Origin of the sequence: Micromonospora sp. NPDC005197, assembly GCF_040608295.1 — a bacterium.
Classification (GTDB): Bacteria; Actinomycetota; Actinomycetes; order Mycobacteriales; family Micromonosporaceae; genus Micromonospora.
In genome coordinates this window covers 1-22,579 of sequence record NZ_JBEXHY010000069.1, presented here as the reverse complement: position 1 = coordinate 22,579, position 22,579 = coordinate 1, and the positions used below count along the sequence as shown (strand labels likewise).

Sequence of the window (22,579 nt, the reverse complement as noted above, 5' to 3'; positions counted from 1 at the left end):
GAAATGCATTCAACGTCACCGATTCGCTTGGCCTCTTCCGCAGGCTGCGACGTGGTCCTACCGTCACCCTATGAACCTGGAGCTGCGACACCTGCGGGTGGTCTGCGCGATCGCGGAGACAGGGAGTGTGACCAAGGCGGCGTCGGCGCTCGGGCTCGCCCAGCCGGCGCTCACCGCTCAGCTCCAGCGGATCGAGCGGACGCTGGGCGGGCCGCTGTTCGACCGGGATCGGCGCGGCGCCCGGCCCACCGCGCTCGGTGAGCTGGTGCTCGCCCGGGCCCGGGTGCTGCTGCCGGCGATGAAGGGCCTGCAGGACGAGGCGGCACGGCTCGCCGGGGCGGGCGCGGCGCCTCGCTGCTACCGCCTCGGCGGGGTGAACAGCCCGATCCTGGGCCGGTTGGTGCACCGGCTGGCCGCCGAGCAGCCACCGGCCCAGATCACCACGTACGCCTCGTGGTCGGTCGACGAGCTGGCGCAGTTGGTGGCCGGCGGGCGGTTGGACTTCGCCCTCACCGGCGTGTGCGGCGACGCCACCCCGTCGGCCGCGTTCGGGTTGCGCTGGCGGGAGGTGGCCATCGACCCGGTGCTGGTGCTGCTGCCGGAGACCCACCCGCTCGCGGAGCGGGCCGAGGTGCGCCTGGCGGACCTGGGTCACGAGCAGTGGGTGGCCGCGCCGGGCGACGGCTGCTTCGGCGACTGTTTCGCCGCCGCGTGCGCCCGCGCCGGCTTCACCCCCCGCAAGGTGTACGAGACCGACATCCGCGGCTGTGTCGACCTGGTGGAGGCGGGCGTGGCGGTGGCCCTTTGCCAGGCGACGTTCCGCCCGGTCGCCGGCCTGGTCACCAGGCGGCTGGCCGGTGTCCCGCTGCGCTGGCGGCTGCTGCTGGGGTGGCATCCGGACTCGCCCGCCGCCGGGGACGCGGAGCTGGTGCTGGCGACGGCGAAGGCGGCGTACACCGACTCGCTGGCCCCGCACCCCACCTACCTGGACTGGCTGGTGCGCAATCCGGGTTTCGGCGTCCGGCAGCCCAGCGGGGTGTGAGGGCCCACGGGAGGTCTAGCGGGGCGCGGCGACGGGTTCCTCGTCCCCGGAAGAGGGTTTGGCGGACCGTGGCGTGAAGAAGCGGACGAGGTCGTCGGCCGCCGTCGGGGACAGCATCATCGCCTGAACTCGTGCGCACATCTCGGCGATCGGCTCGATCCTCGCGAACATCGCCTCCTCGTACGCCCGGATCGCCGCGTCCGGGTCGGCGGGGTTGGCGGCGAGTTCGCGTGCGAGTTCGGCGGCGTCCAGCATGGCCTGGTTGGCGCCCTCGCCGACCGGCGGCATGAGGTGCGCGGCGTCGCCGAGAAGCGTGGTTCCCGGCCGGTGGGCCCAGCGCGCGCCGACCGGCATCGCCTCGACCCGGCGCGGCGTCGGCGGGCTGTCGGCCGCGTCGATGAGGGCGGTGAGACGGGCGTCCCAGCCGTCGAACAGGTCCAGCAGGGCACGCGTGTCACGGTAGGCGTCGAGGTCGCGGTCGTCGGCGGGCAGGGAGATCCCGACCCGGATGCTGCCGTCGCCGAGGCGTTGCGCCGCGAGGATCTGGTTCACGCCGACGCACCACAGGTTTCCCGGGCCGACCAGCTCGGCGAGATCCGGGTGGCGTCGGTCGGCGTCGTCGATGGTCAGCTCCACGTGGCTGGACACGTGGGACAGTCCCGCGTCGGTCAGCAGCGCCCGGACGACCGAGCGCGCGCCGTCCGCGCCGACCAGGATGTCGCAGTCGGCGCGGTGGCCGCCGTCGAAGGTCAACCCGAAGCCCCCGCCCGGTCGTGGCGTCGCCGCGACGAGGCGGTGCCGCCACGCCACCGCGTCGGGCGGCAGCGAGTCGAGCAGGAGATCACGCAGGACGGTGCGGTCGATCTCGGGGCGGCCGGCGAACGAGCCGGGGCGGGGCGTGTGGTGCACGAGGGTGCGCCCGGCCGGGTCGAGGATGCGATGTTCCTCGCCCTCGGGCCGCGCCTCGGAGCGGAACCGGTCGTCGAGACCCGCCTCGGCGAGGGCCAGTTGCCCGGACTCCGGGTGCAGGTCGAGCATTCCGCCCTGGGAGCGTGCGGATCGGCTGGCCTCGCGTTCGTAGACCACCGCGTCGATGCCGTGCCGGTGCAGGATCCGTGCCAGCGTCAGGCCGCCCAGGCCACCACCGGCGATCGCCAGTCGCATCCTCATGCCCTTACCGTACACTGTATCGCGTGGATACATCGTACAGTAGCGAGGTCGTGCCCATCTGGGAACGCCCCGAGCCCCAGCCCCGGGCGACGCCGGTGCCGTTGAGCCGCGCGAAGATCGCCGCCACGGCGATCCGGCTCGCCGACGCGCACGGCCTCGACGGACTGTCGGTTCGCAAGATCGCCAAAGAGCTCGGCGTCGGTCCGATGCGGCTCTACGACTACGTGGCCAACAAATCGGAACTGCTCGACCTGATGGTCGACGCCGTCTATGCCCAGATCGCCGAGACCGGCCAGCACTCCGGGTGGCGGGCCACGGTGCTGGCCGTCTTTCGGCGGACCCGCGCCGCCGCCCTCGACCACGAGTGGTTCTCCGACCTGCTCGGCGGGCGGCCACACCTGGGCCCGCACGCGCTTGCCGTGGGCGAGATGAGCGCGGCGGCCCTCAGCCAGGCCCCCGGCATACGCGACATCGACGACCTCCAGCGGGCCCTGGGCGCCCTCAACGCCTTCGTCGTCGGCGCCCTGCGCCGAGAGGTCACCGAGCGGCGCACCGCCCGCTTCACCGGCACCGATGTCAGCGCCTGGCAGGCCAGCCTCGGCCCGTACCTGACCCGCATGCTCGACACCGGTCGCTACCCCACCGTCGCCCGGCTCGTCATCGAGGGCGCCCACCTCAGCGCCGAGGAGACCTTCGACCACAACCTGACCACCATCCTGGACGGCATCACCGGCCACCCCCACCCGGGCCAGTAGTCCCGGCCACGCGACCGGGACGTCGGCTACTGCCTGGTCGGTGGCGGTGCGAACGGCCGCTGTCGGGGTATCTGGCGGACATGACCGATCTCTACCCGCCCGCCGACGACCGGGAACTGCTCCGCCAGGCCGCCGCCGCGCACACCGCCGCCACCCGCCAGGTGGAGGCGTTCCTGCGCCGGCTGCCGGAGGTGCCCGACCCGGCCGACGTCACCGAGTACGCCAACCTGCTCACCCGGGAGGACCAGACCCGGGGCGAGCGCGACGCCGCCGCCGACGCGGCGGGGCTGACCATCGGCAGCCTGGAGTCCGACCAGGGCCAGTAGCGGCATGCGACGGTGCCGCCCCGCACCCGGGACGGCACCGTCGCGTACGGCATCGCTCAGCGTTCGACGAGAGGGTCGTGGCCGAGGTCGAGCAGCGAGTGCCGCCACTTGTCGTCGGCGTTGCCGCGCTGGGGCTTGGCGTCCATCAGCTCGCGGATCCGCTCGACCGCCTCCCGCATCACCTCGATGTCCTCCGGGGTCAGGTCGACCTTGCGCTTGTTGAGCACCTTGAGGATCTCCCGTCCCGGCTGGGGCAGGTCGAGGTCCGGGTTCGGGCTGAACGACTCCTCGCCGGAGCCCCGGGTCAGCAGCCAGGTGCGCAGCTGCTCCGACGGGACGTTGACCTCGGCGTGGAAGTCCTCCCAGAGCACTTCCACCTCGGGGTCGATCCGCGTGTCGCGTACCATCAGGTCTCCTCTCGACGATGGTGACCCGACGTCTCCGGGTCGTCCTGGTCGGTCTTCGGATGCAGGCCCTCGGCGGGCACCCGCGTGCGGCGCGGGTTCGCGGTCGGGGGCGCCAGGATCGGGTCGGGATGGTCCTCGTCGTCGTCCTCGTCCCGGGGCTTGGCGGACTCCGCGTGCTCACGCGGGTCCTCGTGGTCGTCTCGTCGCGCCGGCCCGGTCATCGCGGGTGTGTTGTCGTGGCGGCGGTGTACCCCCGCTCACCTGCGGTCACGTCGAAGGTGAGCTGCCCGTCGCGGGCGTCCACGATGACCTTCTGCCCGGGCGAGATCGCCGACTCCAGCAGCATCCGCGACAGGTGGTTGTCCACCTCCCGCTGGATGACCCGGCGCAGCGGACGGGCCCCGAACTCCGGCTGGTAGCCGTGCTCGGCCAGCCAGTCGATGCCGGCGGTGGTGAACTCCACCTGGATGTCCTGGGCGTGCAACCGGCGGCGGGTCTCCTCCAGCAGCAGCGCGGTGATGTCGCGCAACTGCTCGGCCTCCAGCCGGCGGAAGATGATGACCTCGTCGATGCGGTTGAGGAACTCCGGCCGGAAGTTCTCCTGCAGGCGGCGCATCAGCCGTTCGCGCAGCTCGTCGTTCTCCTGCTCGCTGCCGGGCGCGCCGGTGCCGAACCCGACGGCCCGCTGGGTTCCGGTGATCAACTCGGAGCCGAGGTTGCTCGTCATGATCAGGACGGTGTTCTTGAAGTTCACCGTGCGGCCCTGGCTGTCGGTGAGCCGCCCGTCGTCGAGCACCTGGAGCAGGATGTTGAACACGTCGGGGTGGGCCTTCTCGATCTCGTCGAGCAGCACCACCGCGTACGGGCGGCGGCGCACCGCCTCGGTGAGCTGACCGGCCTCCTCGTAGCCGACGTACCCGGGTGGGGCGCCGACCAGCCGGCTGACCGTGTGCCGCTCCTGGAACTCGCTCATGTCCACCCGGACCATCCGGTCCGCCTCGCCGAACAACGCCTCGGCCAGGGCGCGGGCCAGCTCGGTCTTGCCGACGCCGGTGGGGCCCAGGAACAGGAAGCTGCCCATCGGGCGTTCCGGGTCGGCCAGCCCGGCCCGGGAGCGACGCACCGCCTCGGCCACAGCGGTGACCGCGGCGTCCTGGCCGACCACCCTCTCGTGCAGGTGGCCCTCCAGGCGCAGCAGCCGGTCGCGTTCCTCCTCGGTGAGCTGGCTGACCGGGATGCCGGTGGCCCGGGAGACCACCTCGGCGATCTCCTGCGGGCCCACCTCGGGCACCTGCGAGGTCGAGCCGTCAGCGCCCCTCGCGCGGCGCATCTCCTCCTCCAGCTCGGAGATCCGGTCCCGCAGCGCCGAGGCCCGTTCGTACTGCTCGTCGGTGACGGCCTGCTCCTTGTCCCGGCGTACGTCGTCGAGCTGCTGTTCCAGCTCCCGCACGTCGGACGCCGGGGTGCGGGTGCGCAGCCGGACCCGGGCGCCGGCCTGGTCGATCAGGTCGATGGCCTTGTCCGGCAGGAACCGGTCGGTGACGTACCGGTCGGACAGCTCGGCGGCGGCGACCAGCGCCTCGTCGGTGAAGCGCACCTGGTGGTGGGCCTCGTACCGGTCGCGCAGGCCACGCAGGATGGCGATGGTGTCGTCGACGCTGGGCTCGGGCACCAGCACCGGCTGGAACCGCCGGGCCAGCGCGGCGTCCTTCTCGATGCTCTTGCGGTACTCGTCGAGCGTGGTCGCGCCGATCACCCGCAGTTCGCCCCGCGCGAGGGCGGGCTTGAGCATGTTGGACGCGTCCATTCCGCCCTCGCTGCCGGCCCCACCGGCGCCGACCAGGGTGTGGATCTCGTCGAGGAAAATGATCAGCTCGTCCCGGTGCGCCCGGATCTCGTCGATCACCTTCTTGAGGCGCTCCTCGAAGTCACCCCGGTAGCGGGTGCCGGCGACCAGGCCGGCGAGGTCGAGCTGCACCACCCGCTTGCCGAGCAGGGTCTGCGGCACATCGCCGTCGCAGATCCGCTCGGCCAGACCCTCGACGATCGCGGTCTTGCCGACACCGGCCTCGCCGATCAGCACCGGGTTGTTCTTGGTCCGCCGGGACAGGATCTCCACCGCCTGCTCGATCTCGTCCGCCCGCCCGATCACCGGGTCGATCTGGTCGGCGCGGGCCAGGTCGGTGAGGTCCTGCCCGTACTGGTCCAGGGTGGGTGTGCCGCGGTCCGGCTTCGGCCCGGTCATCGGGCCGCGTTCGGCGTTGGCGGCCTGCAACGACTCGGGCTGGATCCGACCGGCGGCCAGCATCCGCCCGGCCGGCGACTCGGGGTTGAGCGGCAGGGCCATCAGGATGTGCTCGGGGCCGATGTAGTTGGCCCCCATTGCCCGGGACAGTTGGTGGGCGTCGAGCAGCGCCCGCTTGGCCGCCGGGGTCAGCGACAGGTTGGGCGGCACCTCCCCGCGCGGCGCGCCGTCGCCCTTGCCGCCCAGCGCGTTGAGCAGGGTGTCCGGGTCGGCGCCGGCCCGGCGTACCAGGTCGCGCAGGGGTTCGCGTTGCAGCGCAGCCCAGAGCAGGTGGTCGGTGTCCAGGTCGTTGCTCTGCCGCTGCGCGGCACGGCGGGCCGCGTCGGCCAGCATCTCCCGCGCGTCGGCCGTCATCAGTCGGGTGATGTCGACCCGGTGCGGCGGTCGGCGTCCTCCCTCACCCCGGCCGAAGTACCGGGCCAGGAATTCGTCCCACGGGTCGGAGCCAGGGTCACCGGGTCCCATCATGTCTGTCCTCCGCAGTCGGGCGCGGCACGGTCGCCAGGGGCTACCCGGCGCTCGGCCCGACAAACGCCGCAGGCGGCGGCGCTCACCGCGATATGGAGTGGCACCGGGCCGGCGCCGGCCGCAGGTGGCAGGCTGACGCCATGACTGAGAACCCGCTGCTGATAGTGGACGGTGCCAACGTGGTGGGCTCGCGCCCGAACGGATGGTGGCGGGACCGGGCCGGGGCCGCCGCCCGGCTGCGGGACTCCCTGGCCCCGGTGGCCGCCACGGGCCTGCCCGCCCGTCTGACCGCCCCGGTCGAGGTGGTCCTCGTGGTCGAGGGCGCTGCCCGGGACGTGCCCGGCACCGACGACGTCCGCGTGGTCTCCGCCCCCGGCTCCGGCGACGACACGGTGGTCGAGCTGGTGCAGGCGGCGCCGCAGCGCCGTCGGCTGGTCGTCACCGCCGATCGGGAGTTGCGCGAGCGGGTCACCGCCCTCGGCGCCGAGGTGTACGGCCCGCGCTGGCTCCGCGATAATTGAGAAGTTCTCATACTGGGACTCCCACAGAACGGACTCCCGGCACTTCAGGTGGGTTAACGGTCAGTCGGGCAGGAACACCGCCAGGGCGGATGTTCTCCCATGGACGTCAGTAAGCTCTAATGGAGATCTCCCCGCCCCCAGGAGGTTCCGCCGTGGCGAGCGTCGCCGAGCTGAAGGCTGCCATCGATGTCGCTCTCCAACAGATCGGCGACGGGCAGACAGCCGTCCAGGCGGCCGGTGAGAAGCTCGCCGAGGCGCAGCAGACCCTGGCCGGCGCGCTGGAGGGCAGCGGGCACGAGACGGTCGAGGCGGCCCAGGCGTCGCTGACCCAGGCCAGCCAGGAGCTGGAGGAGTGTCTCGCCGCGACACTGGTCGCGGTCGAGCAGGCGCAGCTCTACGTCTCCACCCTGTAGGCCACCGTGTCCATCATCGAGGACATCGGCGGCCAGGTCCGCGCGGCCAGCGAGGAGTTCCCGGTCGGCCTGCTCGGGCAGGCCCTGGAGAAGTTCGGCCTGGCCGCGGAACGGCTGCGCTGGGTACGACAGGAGTCGGCCAACCCGATGGGGGTGCCCGAACTGTCCGCCGCGACCGAGCACGCCGAGAGCGCCAACTACGCGCTGCGGGTGGCGCAGGAGCAGCTGTCGGCGTATCTGGCCGCGATCGGGCTGGCCGCCGACGGCGCCCCGCCGCCCCGCCCGCAACAGCGCGACCCGCGCCACGACGCGGCCCCGCCGCACGGGCCGACCACCGTGGTGCCCGAGCAGGCCGAGCAGGTTCGGATGCGTCGCTGGTGGTCGGTGCGCGTGGCCGAGTTGACCGGCGGGCGCGACGGCGGCGCCGACGAGCCCGACGAGCGGCTGCGCGACTCGCAAGAGCTGCTGCGCCGGGTCGTCGGCGGGGTGCGCGCCGGTGACCGGGACCGGCTGCGCACCGAGCTGCGGCGGGCGCCCGCCGACGTGGGGCTCGGCATGGCCGCGCTCGCGCCACCGCTGCTGCGGGAGCTGGCCGGTGAGCTGCTGGGGCATCCGCCCCGCGCCGCCGACCTCGGCCGGCTGCGCGGCGAGCTGGACGGGCGGGTCCGGGACCTGCTGCCCGGGTTGCCGCCGCCGGTGCTGGAGACGCTGCTGACCCGGGTGTGCCGGATGCCGCCACCCCGCGCGTCGGGAGAGCCGCCCCACGCCGCCGACTCCGCGGTCACCGCCGGCGTGGCGACCGCGCTGCTGCTCGCTCGCCTCGGCCGGGACCTGCCCGTCGGCACCGGCACGCCGCAGGCCACCGGTGACCAGCGCCCCGGCGACGCGGGTCCGCGCCCCGCTGAGCAACGCTCCGCGAAGGCGAATCCACGGTCCCCCGAGCCACCCTCCGGCGGCGTCGGTCCACGTCCTGGCGCGGTTAGCGGTAGGCAGGCGTCCGGCGGCGTCGTGCCGCAGCGGGGCGCCGGGCTGCCGCCGCGGACCGGCAGTCCGTGGCGGGACGCGCCGGCCCGCCGGGGTTCCGATGGCTGACCGGCGTGGCCAGCTCGCCACCCGCATCCGGGACACCCTCTCCGAGGCGCTGGGTGCCACGCGTACCCGGTTGTCGGCCGCCCAGGCCGAGCTGACGGCGGGCCGCGAACGGCTGACCCGGGTCCGGCGGGCGGCCGCCGCCGTACCGCAGCGGGTGGGCGCCCAACGGGACCGTCGCCTCGCCGAGATCGACGCCCGGCACGCCACCGGGATCGCCGAGCTGGCCCGCCACGCCGCCGACGCCGCCCGCCGGGAGGCGCCCGGCTGCGCCGGCGCCGACTGGCCGGGCTGGACGCCCACGCCCACCCGCCGGGCCGAGCCGCCCGGTGCGCTGCGGGTCGGCACGGTCCGGATCGACGACGTCGACCCGGTGCCCGCGCTGGTGCCGCTCCTCGACGCCGGGCACGTGCACCTGTCCGGGGACGACCGCGCCGGCTGCGACGCGGTCGTGTCCGCGCTGCTGTTGCGGGCCGTCGGCCGCGCCGACCCGGGCGGGGTACGACTGGTCGGGTACGACCCGGAGCACCTCGGCGGCGGCCTGGCCGGGTTCGCGCCCCTGGGCACCGCAGGGCTGCTCACCTTCGTCGGCCCGGGCGGGTTGGGCCCGCTGCTGGACGACCTGGTCGAGCAGATCCGCCGCATCAACGAGAAGGTGCTGGCCGGCGAACACGGCTCACTGCGGGAGCTGGCCGCGGCGACCGGCCGCCGCCCCGAGCCCTGGCGGGTGGCGGTGCTGCTCGGCGGCGACGAGCTGAGCCGGCACGAACGCGGCCAGCTCGAACGAGTGGTCCGCGCCGGCGCCGCCTGCGGGGTGCACCTGGTGGTCCGGGGCGTCCCCCTGCCGGACGACCCGACGGTGACCCGGGTGGTGACCGAGGCGTCCGGCGCGCGGATCGGCGGCCCGTCCGGCCTGTCGGTCCGGCTGGACCCGCCGCCACCGGCGACGCTGGTCACCGAGACCTGCCGGGAGATCGCGGCCCAGGTCAACGCCGGCCCGCCGCCGACCCCGTTCGCCGACCTGCTGCCCCCACCGGAGCAGATGTGGCGGGAGGACTCGGCCAGCGGGCTGACCGCCCCGATCGGCGAGGGGCCGCAGGGCCGACCGGTGCGCCTGACCCTGGGCGACTATCCACCGCACGCGCTGATCGGCGGACCGTCCGGAACCGGCAAGACCAACCTGATCTTCGCGTGGATCGGCGCCCTCGCCGCCCGCTACTCCCCCGCCGAGCTGGAGTTCTATCTGCTGGACTTCAAGGAGGGGGTGTCCTTCGCCCGGTTCGCGCAGGGCCGGCGTGACCCGAGCTGGCTGCCGCACATGCGTCTGGTCGGCATCAACGTCAACACCGACCGGGAGTTCGGGTTGGCGCTGCTGCGGTTCCTCACCGAGGAGCTGCGTCGCCGCGCCGACGCCGCCAAGAAGCACGAGGTGACCAAGCTGGCCGAGCTGCGCGCGGTCGACCCGACCGGGCACTGGCCCCGGATCGTCGCCGTGGTCGACGAGTTCCAGATGCTGCTGGCCGGCCGGGACGTGGTCGCGCGGGAGGCCGCCGACCTGCTGGAGGACCTGGCCCGCCGCGGCCGGTCGCAGGGCATCCACCTGGTGCTCGCCTCGCAGGACGTGCGGGGCATCGAGGCGCTGTGGGGCCGTCCGGCGCTGGTCGCCCAGTTCACGTTGCGGATCGCGCTGCCGAAGGCGTTGCGGATCCTGGCCGAGCGCAACGACGCGGCACAGTCGCTGCCCCGCTGGCACGCGGTGGTCAACGCCGAGTCCGGCATGGTGGAGGGCAACGAGGTCGCGCGGATCCCGTCGGCAAGCGACTGGGAGACGTGGAGCGGCCTGCAACACCGGCTGTGGCGGATGCGCCCGCCGGACGCCGCGCCGGCCCGACTCTTCGACGGTGACGCGATCCCCCGGCTGGACGAGGCCCCGGACTTCCGGGCGCTCGCCGCGCCGCCGGACGGCCGCGCGCCGCGCAACCCGGTGGCCCTGCTCGGCGAGATCATCGACGTGCAGTCCCGCTCGGCGGCGCTACGGCTGCCGCGCGCACCCGGGCGCAACCTGGCGGTGCTGGGCACACGGGTGGACGAGGCGTGCGCGGTGCTCGACTCGGCCGCCCGGTCGCTGGCCCGCCAACACCCGCCGGGCACCGCCCGGTTCTCCATCGCCTGCCTCGACCCGGACGCCGATCCGATCGCCCGCGCGCTCTACGACGACCTCGCCGACGACGCCTCCTGGTACGACGAGGAGACCGTCGGCGAGTTGATGACCGAGACGGCCGACGGGCTGTCCGGCCCCGGCAGCCCGCACTATCTGCTGCTGTTCGCGGTCGACGCGGCGGCCGGCGCCCTCGCCGCGCGCACGGGTCGGCGCACCGGCCTGGAGCAGCTGCGCCGCATCCTGCACGACGGACCGGAGCGGCGCACCCACGTGCTGGCCTGGTGGCGGGGCGTGGCGCGGATGCGGGCGGACCTGGGCGGCCCGGCCGCCCGCACCGACCAGATCGGCGCCTGGGTGGCGCTTGACGCGCACGGCGGCGAGTTGGGCGCCTCGCTCTATCCGGGCACCGGCGGCCCGGACTGGTATCCCCGGCCGTGGCGCGGGCTCTTCTTCGACCGGGCGGTGCACCGCACCGGCCAGGTGCTCATCCCGTATGGACCGTCGCGATGAACCAACCGGTGACCAGTGACACGTACACGGCGCAGCTGCGGCGACTGGCCGAGCTGAGCGCCCGGGTACGCGAGCAGCGTGCCGAGGCGCACACGTGGTACGAGCGGCAGTGCGCGGCGGCCGAGCGGGCCGTCGCCGACGCCGCCGACCAGGTGCGCCGCGCCGAGGAGGAGTTGGTGGCGGCCCGCGAGGAGCAGGAACGCGTCGACGCCGAGGTGGCGCACCTGTGGCAGCAGGTGCGGGCCCGCCTCGGCGCCCGCCGTCTCGGTGCGCCGCCCGCGCCAACCAACGGCAGTGCGGCCGGCGAGCCGGTGCTGCTGCTCGGCCGGGCCCGGGACCTGCTCGACCGGGCCGGGCAGCCCGGTGAGCTGCCGAGCTCGGTCAACCCGCTGCTGGCGCTCTGCGGGGTGGCCGGCGCGGTCGTGGCGTACGCGCTGGGCTCCGGCGCGCGGGCGCTCGGCGTCGGGTACGGCGGGGACCTGGCGGTCGGGATGCCGGTGCTGGCGCTGGTGGTGACCCTGCTCGGGCCGTTGATCGGTCTCGTGCCGGCGCGGGTGCTGGCCGACCGCCGGCACGCGCTGCTCGGCCCGCGCCCGATCACCGTGGTGCTCGGCGCCGGCTTGGTGGCCACCGCGCTGCTGCTGGTGCTCGGCCGCTGAGCTGAGCCGACGACTGGGGCCCGCTGGCGGCGGTCACTGTCGGTCACGTCCGTCGAGGCGAATGCGGTGGTGAGCGGTATACCTCAGAGTCATATTTATGCCTCTGAGGTATACCGCTCGTCAGCCACATCGGCCCGGCAGGCCGGGGGTGGGACTCAGTCAGGCCGGGATCAGGACGGCCTCGCGCAGTAGGCGGCGGGCCAGGGTGACCCGGTCCGCGTCGTCGGGCAGACCGGGCAGGTCACCGACGCGGGTGACCGTCCCGCCCAGCAGGGCGCGGGCCGCCGGCTCGCAGTCCGCCGGCAGGGTGATGGTGCGGTCGAACAGGCGCAGCGCCACCTGGTCCGACCCGTGCGGCACGAGCTGCCAGCGCAGGCCCGGACGCAGGGTGAGCCGGGAGTCGGCGTCCAGCGTGGCCACGGCGCCGGCCTGGGCGAGCGGCCGGATCGGCGCCGGTCGGGCGGCCGGCCAGGCGCGGTGGCGCAGTCGCGCCGCGACGGCGGCCGGGTCGGCGCGCAGCAGCCAGTCCCGCAGCGCCTCCACCGTCTCGGTCAGCTCCGGCTCGATGGCGTCGGGATCGGCCACGTCGGTGCCGAACGGCAGGCTGGCACGCAGCCGCTGGTCCTCGGCGGCCAGCGCGAGCAACTCTTCGACCAGGGCATAGCGCGTCAGCGCGCGGATGCCCACGGTCAGGTGCAGGGAGCTGGCGTCCTGGGCCTGCGCGCTGTGCAGCCAGCCGCGGGGCAGGTAGAGGGCGTCGCCGGGGGCGAGCACCACGTCCAGCGCGGCGGGGCCCTGCGCGGTGGCGGAAACCTCGTCGGCGCGGCCGCCCCACGGCTGCTTCTCCAGCGGGTCGGGCAGCACCGGCGGGTGGATCCGCCAGTGCTTGCGGCCGTCGACCTGGAGCACGAAGACGTCGTGGGTGTCGTAGTGGGTGGCGAAGCCCTGGCTGCCCGCGGGGGTGAGGTAGGCGTTGATCTGCAGCGGCTGGTTCAGCGCGAGGCCCAGGTCGCGGGCGAAGTCGACCAGGGGCGGCCAGATCCGGTGCAGGCCCTGCAGGGCCAGGGTGGCGCCGGCGGCGTACTGCTCCAGGACCCGCTCGTCGAGGACCTGGTCGCCGATCTCCGCGCCGGCGCCGCCGCCGCCGGTCCACCGCGCCGCCGGCACGAGCTGGCCGTCCTTGGCGACCCGCAGGAACGGGGTACGCAGACCGCGCCGGCTGAGCAGCTCGTCGGCGTCGGCGGGGCTGAACAGGTCGGTGAAGCCGGCCGGGTCGGGCAGCTCGGCGGCGCGGGACAGCAGCGGGGTGTGCCCCCAGTGCGCGGCGGCGAACTTGGCCGGCTCGACCGAGACACAGCGGGCCAGCGCGGCGGCGGCGCCCGAGGACGAAACCGCCGGGCGGCCGTGGCCGCCCGGCGGGTCGAGGTGCGTCATGACGGTCCGTTACCGGGCGCTGCCGTCAGCGCCGCCGTCCTGGTGACCCGGGGTCGCACCGCCATCGGCCGGACCCTCCGCGCCACCATCGGCGCCGCCGTCCTGGTGACCCGGGGTCGCTCCACCGTCGGCCGGGCCTTCCATGCCTCCGCCGCCCGTGGTCTGCATGTCATCGTCGTTGAGTGCCATCGGTACTCCCTCGGGTGTGCCGCCCCGCCGTACGCCGGGGTCCGTCGTGCTGCGGGTGGTACCCCACGCGCGATCTTCTCTAACCCACACCGTAGACGCCGAACCGGGGCGACACGGGCGGTTCGCGGGCGGTGGCGGTCGGTGTCAGGATGGGGAGGTGATCCTGGTCGGCACCTCCGGTTGGCAGTACCGGGACTGGCGGGGCCGCTTCTACCCGCAGCGGCTGCCGCAGCGACTCTGGTTGGAGCACTTCGCCGCGGGCTTCGCCACCGTCGAGGTCAACAACGCCTTCTACCGGCTGCCGGAGCGGGAGACGTTCGCGGCGTGGCGGGCGCGGACACCGGCGGACTTCTGCGTGGCGGTGAAGATGAGCCGCTACCTCACCCACATCAGACGTCTGCGGGACCCGGCCGAGCCGGTGGCCCGGTTCCTCGGCCGGGCCACGGCCCTCGGTGACCGGCTCGGGCCGGTGCTGCTGCAACTGCCACCGAACCTGCGGGCGGACGTCGAGGCGCTCGACGCGACGCTGCGGCTGTTCCCGGCGCAGGTGCGGGTGGCGGTCGAGCCGCGGCACCCGTCATGGTGGACCGACGCCACCCGTGCCGTCCTGGAACGGCGGCGGGCCGCGCTGGTCTGGGCGGATCGCCTCGGTCGTCCGGTGGCGCCCCGCTGGCGTACCACCGACTTTGGCTACCTGCGGCTGCACGAGGGGCGGGCCCGACCGTGGCCGCACTACGGTCGTACCGCGCTCGGCTCGTGGGTTCGCCGGCTCACCGACGCGTTCGGCGCGGACGAGCCGGCGTACGTCTATTTCAACAACGACCCCGGCGGCGCGGCCGTCACCGACGCCGTCGCCTTCGCGGCGCTGGCCCGCGCGGCCGGTCATCCGGTGTCGCGGGTGCCCTCCGCTGCCGAGGCCGACGCGGCCGAGCGCTGAGCCCGCCCGACGGCGTCGTCGGGCGGGCTCACGCGTCACGGCGTCACGGCATGAACGTGGCGAGATTCTTCGGCATGGTGTCCTTCACGTCCTGCCACTCGCCCTGGGTAACGTGCCGACGCAGGGTGTCCAGCACCACCTGCGTCACCCGCTCCGCGCCGCCCTCGACGTCGTACGGGAAGCCCTGCCGGACCTCGTAGAGGAAGTCGTCGCGGTTGAGCTTGATCGGCACGTCCGACGGGTTCCAGCCGTCGAAGTAGATCCCCCGGACCAGCACCGGCAACTGCTGGGCGAACTCGACGCTTTCGTTGACCGGCAACCGGTCGCGCAGCAGGTGCAGCACGGTACGCAGCGCCGCGTACGACTGGTTGCGCTGCTCCTTCGGCCACCCGTAGGCGTTCTCGATGTCCTTGAGGATCAGGTTCGTCTTGTCCAGCGAACTCTCGAAAGCGGAGATCATCGCTTCAGCCATCGGTCGACCCCCGTTCCGTCGTGTCCCACCGTCGGTCGTCAGCGCGTCGCGGCGGCCCCACCGGGCCGCGGCGGGCCCGTACCGGGGTGCCCTGTGGCGCGCGCCGGGTGTTGTCGGCAGTGCCGACCACGTGCAGGACGGCGCCCCGCCGTCGATCCGTCACCACTCGAACCGTCATCCCCCGTCACCTCCGTGTCCTCTCCGGCGTCGGCCACCTCCGTGCGGCCGTACCCACCGTGTCCACCGTGCCGGTCGGGCGGGTGAGCCGGCCCCACCCGGATCGGGTGAGGTCAGCCGACGTCGAGGAGATTCGCGAGGGTTTTCGCGTTGGTCTGGGCGAAGTCCCGGTAACAATTGTTCATGAGGACGTGGGTCTGCCCGGCGGAGTCGGCCAGCTCGCGCAGCTTCGGCGCCCAGTCGGCCAGCTCCCGCTTGGAGTAGTGGTAGCCGAACTTCTCGTGGATGTCCTTGCTGGTCCACTTGTCACTGTGGCCGTGAAAGCGCATCACCGCGAGGTCGCCGGTGGCGGCCAGCACCGGGGGCACCGACGAGCGGTGGCCCTGCGGCATGTCCACACAGACGTACGGCAGCCGGTGCTCGCTGAGGAAGGCGAGGGTCTCGTCGGCGTTGTCGCCGTCGAACCAGGACGCGTGGCGGAACTCGTAGGCCGGTCGCAGCGGCGCACAGCGCTTCGCCACCTCCAGCAGGTACTGCTTGTTGGCCCGCTTGATCGTGAACCAGGGCGGGAACTGGAACAGCAGCGCCCCGAGCTTGCCCGCCTCGACCAGCGGGTCCAGCGCGGACAGAAAACGCGTCCACACCTCCTCGTACGCCTGCGCGGGCAGGTCGTCGGGGTAGACGTTCTTCTTGTCCGTCTCCGGCCGCAGGTCCTTGTAGAGCGCGCCGACCCGGGTGGGATGCCCGGTGAGCAGGCTGAAGGCCTTGATGTTGAACGTGAAGCCCGCCGGGGTGCGCTCGGCCCACAGCCGTGCGGTCGCCTCGGCGGGCGGTGAGTAATAGGTCGCGTCCACCTCGACCAGCGGAAACTGCCGGGCGTAGTACGCCAGGCGCTTCTCCGGCGTGTCCGCGGTCTGGGGATACCAGCCCGAGTCGAGCAGTGTGCGGTCGGTCCAGGACGCGGTGCCCACCAGGATGTCACCCATGGGGGAAGTCCATCGTGTCGTGGACCGACCGGCAACCGCTGCCGTCGCTCAGGCCGCCCGCCGCTCGCGGGTCTGCTTGCAGGTCACGCAGGTGGTCGCGGCCGGGAAGATCTCCAGGCGCTCCACCGGGATCGCCGCCGAGCAGCCCTCGCACCAGCCGTACGTGCCCTCGGCGAGGCGGCCCAGGGCGTGCTCGTACTGGGTGCGCCGGTCGAGGATGGTCCGCAGCAGGGACTGCGCGGTGTCGCGCTCGGCCGTCTTGGTGCCGCTGTCGGCCTGGTCGTCGCCGGCGGTGTCACCGACCTCCACCAGACGCAGCACCTGACTCTGCAGCACGGCCTGCTCGTACTCGGCGGTCAGCTCGTCGTAACGCGCCTGCAGGGAGTGCCGGATCTGGTCGATCTCCGTCTGGGATCGGCCCGTACCGACCGTGTCGTGGACGAGCATCGCTGCCTGCCTTTCCTGGGCCTGGTGGCTCAAGGTGAACCGGGTGCCGGCGGCGTGGGCCCCGGTCAACGGTCGCATCCGGTACGCGGGCGGTCACCCGCGCTCTGTGAGCCGGGCGAGTACCCGGCGGACGTGACACGCAAACCGACGATTTCTCAGCTGCCGCCGGCCTGCACGAGCGCGGGGTGACGGGGGTCGTCGGCGCGTACCACCACGTCGGCGAAGCTGGCGGGGACCACCTCCTCGGCGTAGCGGTCGAAGGCCGGCAGGGTCCACTCGTCGGCCGGACCGGTGCGGCGGCGCAGCGCCGCCGGGGACAGCTGAAGGTGGACGGTCACGTCGAAGGGCAGCGCCCCACCGAGCAGGAGCGCGCCGCTGACCAGGACCACGCCGCCGGGTGGCAGGTCGACGTACCGGGCGCGGCTGGCCCGGTCGGCGACGGCGTCCCACAGCGACGGCAGCACCCGCCCGTCGCCGCCGGGGCCGGCCGGGTCGAGCACCTCGCGGCGCAGGCCGGCCTCGTCGTTCCAGCCCTCGTAGTAGGCGTCCGGGTTGGTGCGGCCGAGTTCGAAGCGCAGCGAGGCGGGTCGGAGAAAGTCGGCGGCGCGTACGTGCAGGACCGGGCGGCCCCGGGCGCGCAGCGGGTCGACCAGCGCGGCGGCCAGCTCGTCCGGGCCGGCGGCGGGGGCGCCGTCGATCGCCACGCGCAGCCGGGCGGGCTCGACGGTGCGGGAGGCGTCGTCGAGCCGGCCGGTCAGTTCGGCGACGAGCAGGTCGGGCGAGATGGGACGGATGCGCACCGAACCATCCTGCCCCGCGTGCCGAACGGGCGGTCGTCGGACGGTCAGCCGGTGCGGTCGACGGTGACGCGGGCGTCGTCGGCCAGCCGGTAGCCGACGCCGTAGACGGTGGTGACCAGGGGAACGTCCACGCCGACCTTGCCGCGCAGCCGGCGCACGTGCACGTCGACGGTGCGGACGCCGGCGTGCTCATAGCCCCATACGGCGTTGAGCAGTTGCAGCCGGGTGAACACCCGGCGGGGGTGGGCGACCAGGTGCAGCAGGAGGTCGAACTCCAGCCGGGTCAGCGGCAGCGGCTCGTCGTCGCGCAGCACCGACCGGGACGCCGCGAGGATGTGCAGGGCGGGGATCGTCGGGGTGAGGGCTCGGGCGGGCGCCCGGTTGGCCGGCACCCCGTCGGCGCGACGCTCGGCCGGAACGGAGGTGATCACGCCCTCGCCCCGCTCCAGCATCTCGCGCGCGGCTTCGAGCAGCCGCCGGGCCGGCGGGGTCAGCGACTCCTCACAGGCCAGCGGGATGGACAGCGTCACGGTGAGCATGGGCGCGGCGGTGTTCGCCGGGCGGCGTTGACCGCCGGGAGGTCGACCGGGCACCGCGGGTTGGGACGTATGCCATCCGGCGCGCGACGAGGCGGGGCTGACCGACATGGTCCTCCTTGGGCTGGTCCGGGTATCTCCCCACGGCCCGGGACGCCGCTTCATCGATGCTTCCGGGCGCCCGGGCGAGGGTCAAGAGGCGGCTGCGTTGCATGAATGTGACAATTGACGAACACATCGGAGCCGGATGCTCGCTCTGCGTACGAAGCCTGATGATTACAGCAGAGCCGCCAGGATGCCCCGATACGGGGGTCCCCGTCCTGTTCACCATGCCACCGCCGTCGCCTGCGGACCGCCGCACGAGCGCTGCTCAGCGGGTGTGGTCGACGCTGATCCGCGCCTCGTCGCCCAGCCGGTAACCCACCCCGTAGACGGTCGTGACCACCTCTGCCCCGGCCAGCTTGGCGCGCAGCCGCCGGACGTGCACGTCCACGGTGCGGGCCACGGCGTGTTCGTAGCCCCAGACGTTCGACAGCAGCTGGAGGCGGGTGAAGACCCGGCGCGGACGCTCGGCGAGGAAGAGCAGCAGGTCGTACTCGATGCGGGTCAGCGCGACCACCCGGTCGCCCAGGCGGACCACCCGCGAGCCGGCCAGGATGCGCACGTCGGCCCCGTCGGCCCCGTCGGTGTCGGCGGCGGGCACCTCGGCGGTGGCGGGGCGCGACAGCGGTCGCGGCGTCGACGGCACGTCCTCAGCGGGGCGCAGCCGACCCTCCCCGGCCTCGGCCAGCTCGCCGAGCAGCTGCACCAGCCGGGCCAACCGAGGGCTCATCGGCCCGGGGGCCAGGTCGAGGGTGATGGTCAGGGTCGGGCCGGTACGCGGGCGGACGGCGGCCCGGCCCGGGTGACCCGGCGAGTAGGGACGGGTGGGGATCGCGACGACGGACATCGTGCCTCCTGAGATGGCGGTACGCCCGCCACGCCCGGCGCGGCGTGGGGGTCAGCGGCGTGCCCAGCCGGCGGTGACCGGGGGCGCGAGGGGGGATGCGCGGTGCAGCGGGGTGGGGCCGAGCGCCGGCAGGCCGGCGATGCGCCAGGCGGCGAAACCGCCGTCGACGTCGGTGGCCCGGTGCAGGCCAATGTCCTGCAACGCGGCGGCGGCCAGCGACGAGGTGTAGCCCTCCTGGCAGATGACGACCACCGGCACGTCGTAGTCGACCGCCTCGGGCAGCCGGGCCGGGCACCGCGGGTCGAAGCGCCACTCCAGCACGTTGCGCTCGATCGTGAGCGAGCCGGGCACGACGCCGTGCGCGGCGCGCTGGGCGGCCGGCCGGATGTCGACAAGCAATGCGCCGGCCCGGCACGCCAGGTGCGCCCGCTCCGGGTCCAGTCGGTCGAGGCGGGCTCGCGCGGCGGCCAGGATCTCGTCGATGCCCCGGGAGCCCGGCGGTGGCACGGGTGCCGGACAGTGCTCGGCGGTGACCTGCATTATCGATTCCTTCCGGTGACGAGAGGGCGGTGCGAACGAGAGGCTCACCAGGACCGGCCAGCCTCGGCGACCTCGGCGACCCGCAGGCGCCCGTCGAGGAGGTCGTAGCGGGTCATCCGGCGCAGCGCCGGCCGGTAGACGTGCACGCTGACCGCCGGCACCGGGCCACGGTTGGTGACCTGGTGGACGTGGCGGGGGCCGAAGCGGCGGGCGGCGCCGGCGGGCAGCAGACGAGGGCGCAGCGCCGCACCGCTGACCGTCTCCTCGGTGAGGGCGCCGGCGACCACCCGGAACGCGCCGGCGGAGCCGCCATGGTCGTGCAGGTCGGTGCCCTGGCCGGGCAGCCAGCTCAGGGCCCACACCTCGTGGTCGTCGGCGGTGGCGAGCCGGGCGTACCAGCGCTCGGTGGGGTCGAAGCGCAGTGCGACCGGCCAGCCGGCCGGGTCGGCCCACCGGGCGGCGACGGCGAGCAGGTCGGGTGCCGGGCGATCGTGGGTCATCGGTGGTTCCTCAGCGGGTCGTTCGGCGGGGTGCCTCCGTACTCTAGCCGGCAAAGCCTATAGGTTTAGTAGGTAATTCCACATGCCGGGAGGCGAGCAGGCGACCGCTCGGGCTCAGCGCAGAACCGGGGGGCCCACCCGGTAGCCGGGCAGCGACGGCCAGCGCACGGTCAGCACCACCGAGGCGCGCTCCGCGTACCAGGAATGATCCACGCCCCGCGCCCACACCACGTAGTCGCCGGGTGCGGCCAACCGGACCGTCCGGTCCGGCAGCTCCACCCGGAAGCACCCGTCGACCAGCACCAACAGGGTGGTCCGACGCTCGCCGGTCGCCCACCGCGCGCGGGCCTCCCCGGGCGGGTGCACGCCCCACTTCACCTCGACGTCGGTGCTGTGCCGGATCTCGTCCGGCGGCGCGAAGTGCCCGAGCAGCCAGCCACCGTTGCCGACGCCGTCGACGCCCGCGTTGCCCACGTAGACCGTCTCACCCATCGGACCCCTCCCCCACCGCGTCGGCCGAGCAACCTATCAGGACCTCGGCGGCTACCCTGGACCGGTGACCGATGACCTTGACGCCGAGACCCTGGCGTTCGCGCACCGGATGTTCGACCTGGCCCGCGCGGGCTCCACCGAGGAGCTGGCCGCCCAGGTCGACGCCGGTCTGCCGGTCAACCTGACCAACGACAAGGGCGACACGCTGCTGATCCTGGCCGCCTACCACGCCCACCCGGACACGGTGGCCGCTCTGCTGGCCCGCGGCGCGGACCACACCCGTACCAACGACCGAGGTCAGACCGCACTCGCCGCCGCGGTCTTCCGCAGCAGCGCCGACGCCGTCCGCGCGCTGCTCGCCGCCGGGGCCGATCCGGCGCACGGCAACCCGTCGGCGGCCGAGACCGCGCAGTTCTTCGACCTGCCGGAGATGGCCGCGCTGCTGCGGGCCGGCTGACGCGGCACCCGACGGGCCGGTATACAGGGTCGGTGGAAGATCCCCTGCCCGAACAGATGCGTGCCGCCGGCACCGCGCTGCTGGCCGCGCTCGACCCCGCGACCCGCATCGGCGCCGTGTACCCGTTCGACGACGAGTCGGCCCGCCGCTGGCTGGAGTACCGGCCCCGCCCCCGCCCCGGCGTCTGCCTGGCCGAGCTGGACGTCGCCGGACGCAAGGCCGCGCACCGGCTCCTGGCCACCGCGCTCAGCCCGTCGGCGTACGCGCAGGCCATGGCGATCATCGCGCTGGAGGAGGTCCTCGACCGCGCCGAGGGCTGGCACCGTGGGCGGCACAGCGGCGACTACTGGATCGCGGTGTTCGGTGACCCGGCCCGCGACGACCGCTGGGCGTGGCGGCTCGAAGGGCACCACCTGTCGGTGACCATGACCGTGGTCGACGACCAGGTCTCCCCCGCGCCGATCTTCTTCGGCGCCAACCCGGCGGCGGTGCGCTACGCCGGGCACACCATCTCCCGACCGCTCGCTGCCGAGGAGGACCTGGCCCGCGCCCTGCTCGACGCGCTCGGGCCGGCCGGGCGGGCCGCCGCGATCATCGCCGACGAGGCGCCGACGGACATCATCAGCGCCACCCGCGGGCGGGTCGACGGGCCCCTCGAACCGCTCGGCGTGCCGGCCGACCGGCTCGGCCCGACCGGCCGCGCGCTGCTCGACCAGGTCGTCGCGCTCTACCTGGACCGGCTGCCTCCCGAACTGGCCGTGCAGGAGGCGGCCCGCGTCGAGGGCGGCCAGCTGCACTTCGCCTGGGCCGGCCCGACGAGGCCCGGCCAGCGGCACTACTACCGGGTGCAGGGCGACGACCTGCTGATCGAGTACGACAACACAAGCGACGACGGCAACCATGCGCACACCGTGCTCCGCCGCCCCGCCAGCGACTTCGGCGCCGACATCCTGGCAACCCACCACCAGGCCCACCCCCACTGACCCGTACCCCGGGGCGCGACGCCCCGGCAACCGTCATGATCAGCGCGTCGAGGTGGGGCGGGTGGCCTCGATGAGGAAACGTCGGGCGTGGGCGACGAAGGCGCCCTCGGCGGTGATGCGGCGGTGCAGGGCGAGCAGTTCGGGGCGGTAGCGGTCCACCGTGAAGCCCGGCACCGTCCAGACCACCTTGCGCAGGAACCAGACGACCGCGCCGATGTCGTGGAAGGTCGCGCGCAGCGTGGCCCGGCGCAGGTCGACCACCCGCAGCCCGGCGGCCTCGGCCGCGGCGACCGCGGCGGCGGGGTGCCGCCCGTCCGGCGGAGGCAGCGGGCCGAGGATCGCCTCGCTCAGCTCACGCATGGTGCCCGGACCGATCTGCTGGGACAGGAACGTGCCGCCGGGGCGCAGCACCCGGGCCGTCTGGGCCCAGTCGGTGCGCACCGGATGTCGGCTGACCACCAGGTCGAAGGACCCGTCCCGGAACGGCAGCGCCGAGTCGGGGGCGACCGCCACCACCGTCGCTCCGAGCGGGCGCAGGGTCCGCCGGGCGACCTCGACGTTCGGCGGCCACGCCTCGGTCGCCACCAACACCTTCGGCGGGTACGGAATCTCGGCCAGCACCTCGCCGCCACCGGTGTCCACGTCCAGCGCGGCGTCGGCGCGCGCCATCCGTTCGGCGACCAACCCGGCGTACCCCCAGGGTGGACGTTCCTCGGTGGCCCGACCGGACAGCCAGTCGAAGCCCCAGCCGTCGACCGGCGCGGCGGCCGCCTCCGCGATCAACTCCTCGGCATCACGTTCGGCGCTCATGGCGGTCAGCCTCGCCGTCCGGCCGGACGGCGGGCAACCGATTT

At 74.1% G+C, this 22,579-nt stretch carries 26 protein-coding genes; 11 read left to right on the top strand and 15 right to left on the bottom strand.

What is annotated here, in order from left to right:
• Positions 1–70: 70 nt before the first annotated feature.
• Positions 71–1,042 carry a LysR family transcriptional regulator gene (locus ABZU46_RS21070; protein ID WP_354860352.1) on the top strand — a complete coding sequence of 324 codons (972 nt, stop codon included), beginning with the start codon at positions 71–73 and terminating at the stop codon, positions 1,040–1,042.
• Positions 1,043–1,057: 15 nt separating this feature from the next.
• Here the strand turns inward: ABZU46_RS21070 and ABZU46_RS21065 are convergent, their stop codons facing one another.
• On the bottom strand, positions 1,058–2,212 hold the full coding sequence (locus ABZU46_RS21065) for an FAD-dependent monooxygenase (RefSeq protein ID WP_354860351.1): 1,155 nt from the start codon (positions 2,210–2,212) through the stop codon (positions 1,058–1,060).
• A gap of 23 nt (positions 2,213–2,235) precedes the next feature.
• On the opposite strand from ABZU46_RS21065, the gene ABZU46_RS21060 reads away from it, so the two are divergent.
• Together ABZU46_RS21060 and ABZU46_RS21055 are read left to right on the top strand one after the other, a co-directional pair.
• A complete protein-coding gene (locus tag ABZU46_RS21060) occupies positions 2,236–2,967 on the top strand; it encodes a TetR/AcrR family transcriptional regulator (RefSeq protein WP_354860350.1) in 732 nt (243 codons plus the stop codon).
• Positions 2,968–3,047: 80 nt separating this feature from the next.
• Entirely contained in the window at positions 3,048–3,293 is a 246-nt protein-coding gene (locus ABZU46_RS21055; protein ID WP_234582022.1) for a hypothetical protein, read from the top strand.
• A gap of 56 nt (positions 3,294–3,349) precedes the next feature.
• Here the strand turns inward: ABZU46_RS21055 and ABZU46_RS21050 are convergent, their stop codons facing one another.
• The 3 genes from ABZU46_RS21050 to ABZU46_RS21040 are packed head-to-tail and all read right to left on the bottom strand — an operon-like array spanning position 3,350 to position 6,473.
• Positions 3,350–3,700, bottom strand: a complete 351-nt coding sequence (locus ABZU46_RS21050; RefSeq protein ID WP_354860348.1) for a DUF3140 domain-containing protein — start codon at positions 3,698–3,700, stop codon at positions 3,350–3,352.
• Complete coding sequence (locus tag ABZU46_RS21045) at positions 3,700–3,921, bottom strand: hypothetical protein (RefSeq protein ID WP_354860347.1); 222 nt, start codon at positions 3,919–3,921, stop codon at positions 3,700–3,702. Before ABZU46_RS21045 ends, ABZU46_RS21050 begins: the two co-directional genes overlap by 1 nt.
• Positions 3,918–6,473 (bottom strand): ATP-dependent Clp protease ATP-binding subunit, encoded by a 2,556-nt coding sequence (locus ABZU46_RS21040; RefSeq protein ID WP_354860346.1) that lies wholly within the window; start codon positions 6,471–6,473, stop codon positions 3,918–3,920. Before ABZU46_RS21040 ends, ABZU46_RS21045 begins: the two co-directional genes overlap by 4 nt.
• A gap of 140 nt (positions 6,474–6,613) precedes the next feature.
• Here ABZU46_RS21040 and ABZU46_RS21035 point away from each other — a divergent pair, with 140 nt between their 5' ends.
• The 5 genes from ABZU46_RS21035 to ABZU46_RS21015 all read left to right on the top strand — a co-directional run bounded on the left by ABZU46_RS21035 (position 6,614) and on the right by ABZU46_RS21015 (position 11,826).
• Positions 6,614–6,994, top strand: a complete 381-nt coding sequence (locus ABZU46_RS21035; protein ID WP_234582026.1) for a hypothetical protein — start codon at positions 6,614–6,616, stop codon at positions 6,992–6,994.
• A 152-nt stretch (positions 6,995–7,146) separates the two neighbouring features.
• Positions 7,147–7,407 carry a hypothetical protein gene (locus ABZU46_RS21030; RefSeq protein WP_007076395.1) on the top strand — a complete coding sequence of 87 codons (261 nt, stop codon included), beginning with the start codon at positions 7,147–7,149 and terminating at the stop codon, positions 7,405–7,407.
• A 6-nt stretch (positions 7,408–7,413) separates the two neighbouring features.
• Positions 7,414–8,499: a hypothetical protein gene (locus tag ABZU46_RS21025; RefSeq protein ID WP_354860343.1), complete on the top strand. Its 1,086-nt coding sequence runs from the start codon at positions 7,414–7,416 to the stop codon at positions 8,497–8,499.
• Complete coding sequence (locus ABZU46_RS21020; RefSeq protein WP_354860342.1) at positions 8,492–11,167, top strand: FtsK/SpoIIIE domain-containing protein; 2,676 nt, start codon at positions 8,492–8,494, stop codon at positions 11,165–11,167. The genes ABZU46_RS21025 and ABZU46_RS21020 overlap by 8 nt, the downstream gene beginning before the upstream one ends.
• Positions 11,164–11,826: a hypothetical protein gene (locus ABZU46_RS21015; RefSeq protein WP_354860340.1), complete on the top strand. Its 663-nt coding sequence runs from the start codon at positions 11,164–11,166 to the stop codon at positions 11,824–11,826. The genes ABZU46_RS21020 and ABZU46_RS21015 overlap by 4 nt, the downstream gene beginning before the upstream one ends.
• A 159-nt stretch (positions 11,827–11,985) precedes the next feature.
• Here the strand turns inward: ABZU46_RS21015 and ABZU46_RS21010 are convergent, their stop codons facing one another.
• On the bottom strand, positions 11,986–13,260 hold the full coding sequence (locus tag ABZU46_RS21010) for a cupin domain-containing protein (protein ID WP_354860338.1): 1,275 nt from the start codon (positions 13,258–13,260) through the stop codon (positions 11,986–11,988).
• 346 nt (positions 13,261–13,606) lie between these two features.
• On the opposite strand from ABZU46_RS21010, the gene ABZU46_RS21005 reads away from it, so the two are divergent.
• On the top strand, positions 13,607–14,386 hold the full coding sequence (locus tag ABZU46_RS21005; RefSeq protein WP_354860337.1) for a DUF72 domain-containing protein: 780 nt from the start codon (positions 13,607–13,609) through the stop codon (positions 14,384–14,386).
• A gap of 43 nt (positions 14,387–14,429) precedes the next feature.
• On the opposite strand, the gene ABZU46_RS21000 is transcribed toward ABZU46_RS21005, so the two are convergent.
• The 9 genes from ABZU46_RS21000 to ABZU46_RS20960 all read right to left on the bottom strand — a co-directional run bounded on the left by ABZU46_RS21000 (position 14,430) and on the right by ABZU46_RS20960 (position 20,285).
• Positions 14,430–14,858: a DUF2267 domain-containing protein gene (locus ABZU46_RS21000; RefSeq protein ID WP_354860335.1), complete on the bottom strand. Its 429-nt coding sequence runs from the start codon at positions 14,856–14,858 to the stop codon at positions 14,430–14,432.
• Between the two features lie 290 nt (positions 14,859–15,148).
• Positions 15,149–16,021 carry a DUF72 domain-containing protein gene (locus tag ABZU46_RS20995; RefSeq protein ID WP_354860334.1) on the bottom strand — a complete coding sequence of 291 codons (873 nt, stop codon included), beginning with the start codon at positions 16,019–16,021 and terminating at the stop codon, positions 15,149–15,151.
• A 48-nt stretch (positions 16,022–16,069) separates the two neighbouring features.
• Entirely contained in the window at positions 16,070–16,468 is a 399-nt protein-coding gene (locus ABZU46_RS20990) for a TraR/DksA C4-type zinc finger protein (RefSeq protein WP_007459738.1), read from the bottom strand.
• 155 nt (positions 16,469–16,623) lie between these two features.
• On the bottom strand, positions 16,624–17,268 hold the full coding sequence (locus ABZU46_RS20985) for a uridine kinase (RefSeq protein WP_354860332.1): 645 nt from the start codon (positions 17,266–17,268) through the stop codon (positions 16,624–16,626).
• A 44-nt stretch (positions 17,269–17,312) separates the two neighbouring features.
• A complete protein-coding gene (locus ABZU46_RS20980) occupies positions 17,313–17,915 on the bottom strand; it encodes a winged helix-turn-helix domain-containing protein (RefSeq protein WP_354860331.1) in 603 nt (200 codons plus the stop codon).
• Between the two features lie 259 nt (positions 17,916–18,174).
• A complete protein-coding gene (locus ABZU46_RS20975; RefSeq protein WP_354860329.1) occupies positions 18,175–18,753 on the bottom strand; it encodes a winged helix-turn-helix domain-containing protein in 579 nt (192 codons plus the stop codon).
• Between the two features lie 51 nt (positions 18,754–18,804).
• Positions 18,805–19,293 carry a rhodanese-like domain-containing protein gene (locus ABZU46_RS20970; RefSeq protein ID WP_354860327.1) on the bottom strand — a complete coding sequence of 163 codons (489 nt, stop codon included), beginning with the start codon at positions 19,291–19,293 and terminating at the stop codon, positions 18,805–18,807.
• Between the two features lie 44 nt (positions 19,294–19,337).
• The gene (locus tag ABZU46_RS20965; protein ID WP_354860325.1) at positions 19,338–19,793 is read right to left on the bottom strand and encodes a cysteine dioxygenase family protein; all 456 of its coding nucleotides are present in this window, start codon (positions 19,791–19,793) and stop codon (positions 19,338–19,340) included.
• 114 nt (positions 19,794–19,907) lie between these two features.
• Entirely contained in the window at positions 19,908–20,285 is a 378-nt protein-coding gene (locus ABZU46_RS20960; protein ID WP_354860324.1) for a signal peptidase I, read from the bottom strand.
• A gap of 64 nt (positions 20,286–20,349) precedes the next feature.
• Here ABZU46_RS20960 and ABZU46_RS20955 point away from each other — a divergent pair, with 64 nt between their 5' ends.
• The gene (locus ABZU46_RS20955; protein ID WP_354860322.1) at positions 20,350–20,742 is read left to right on the top strand and encodes an ankyrin repeat domain-containing protein; all 393 of its coding nucleotides are present in this window, start codon (positions 20,350–20,352) and stop codon (positions 20,740–20,742) included.
• 32 nt (positions 20,743–20,774) lie between these two features.
• A complete protein-coding gene (locus tag ABZU46_RS20950; protein WP_354860321.1) occupies positions 20,775–21,725 on the top strand; it encodes a DUF3500 domain-containing protein in 951 nt (316 codons plus the stop codon).
• Between the two features lie 39 nt (positions 21,726–21,764).
• Here the strand turns inward: ABZU46_RS20950 and ABZU46_RS20945 are convergent, their stop codons facing one another.
• Entirely contained in the window at positions 21,765–22,535 is a 771-nt protein-coding gene (locus ABZU46_RS20945) for a class I SAM-dependent methyltransferase (RefSeq protein ID WP_354860319.1), read from the bottom strand.
• Positions 22,536–22,579: the final 44 nt, after the last annotated feature.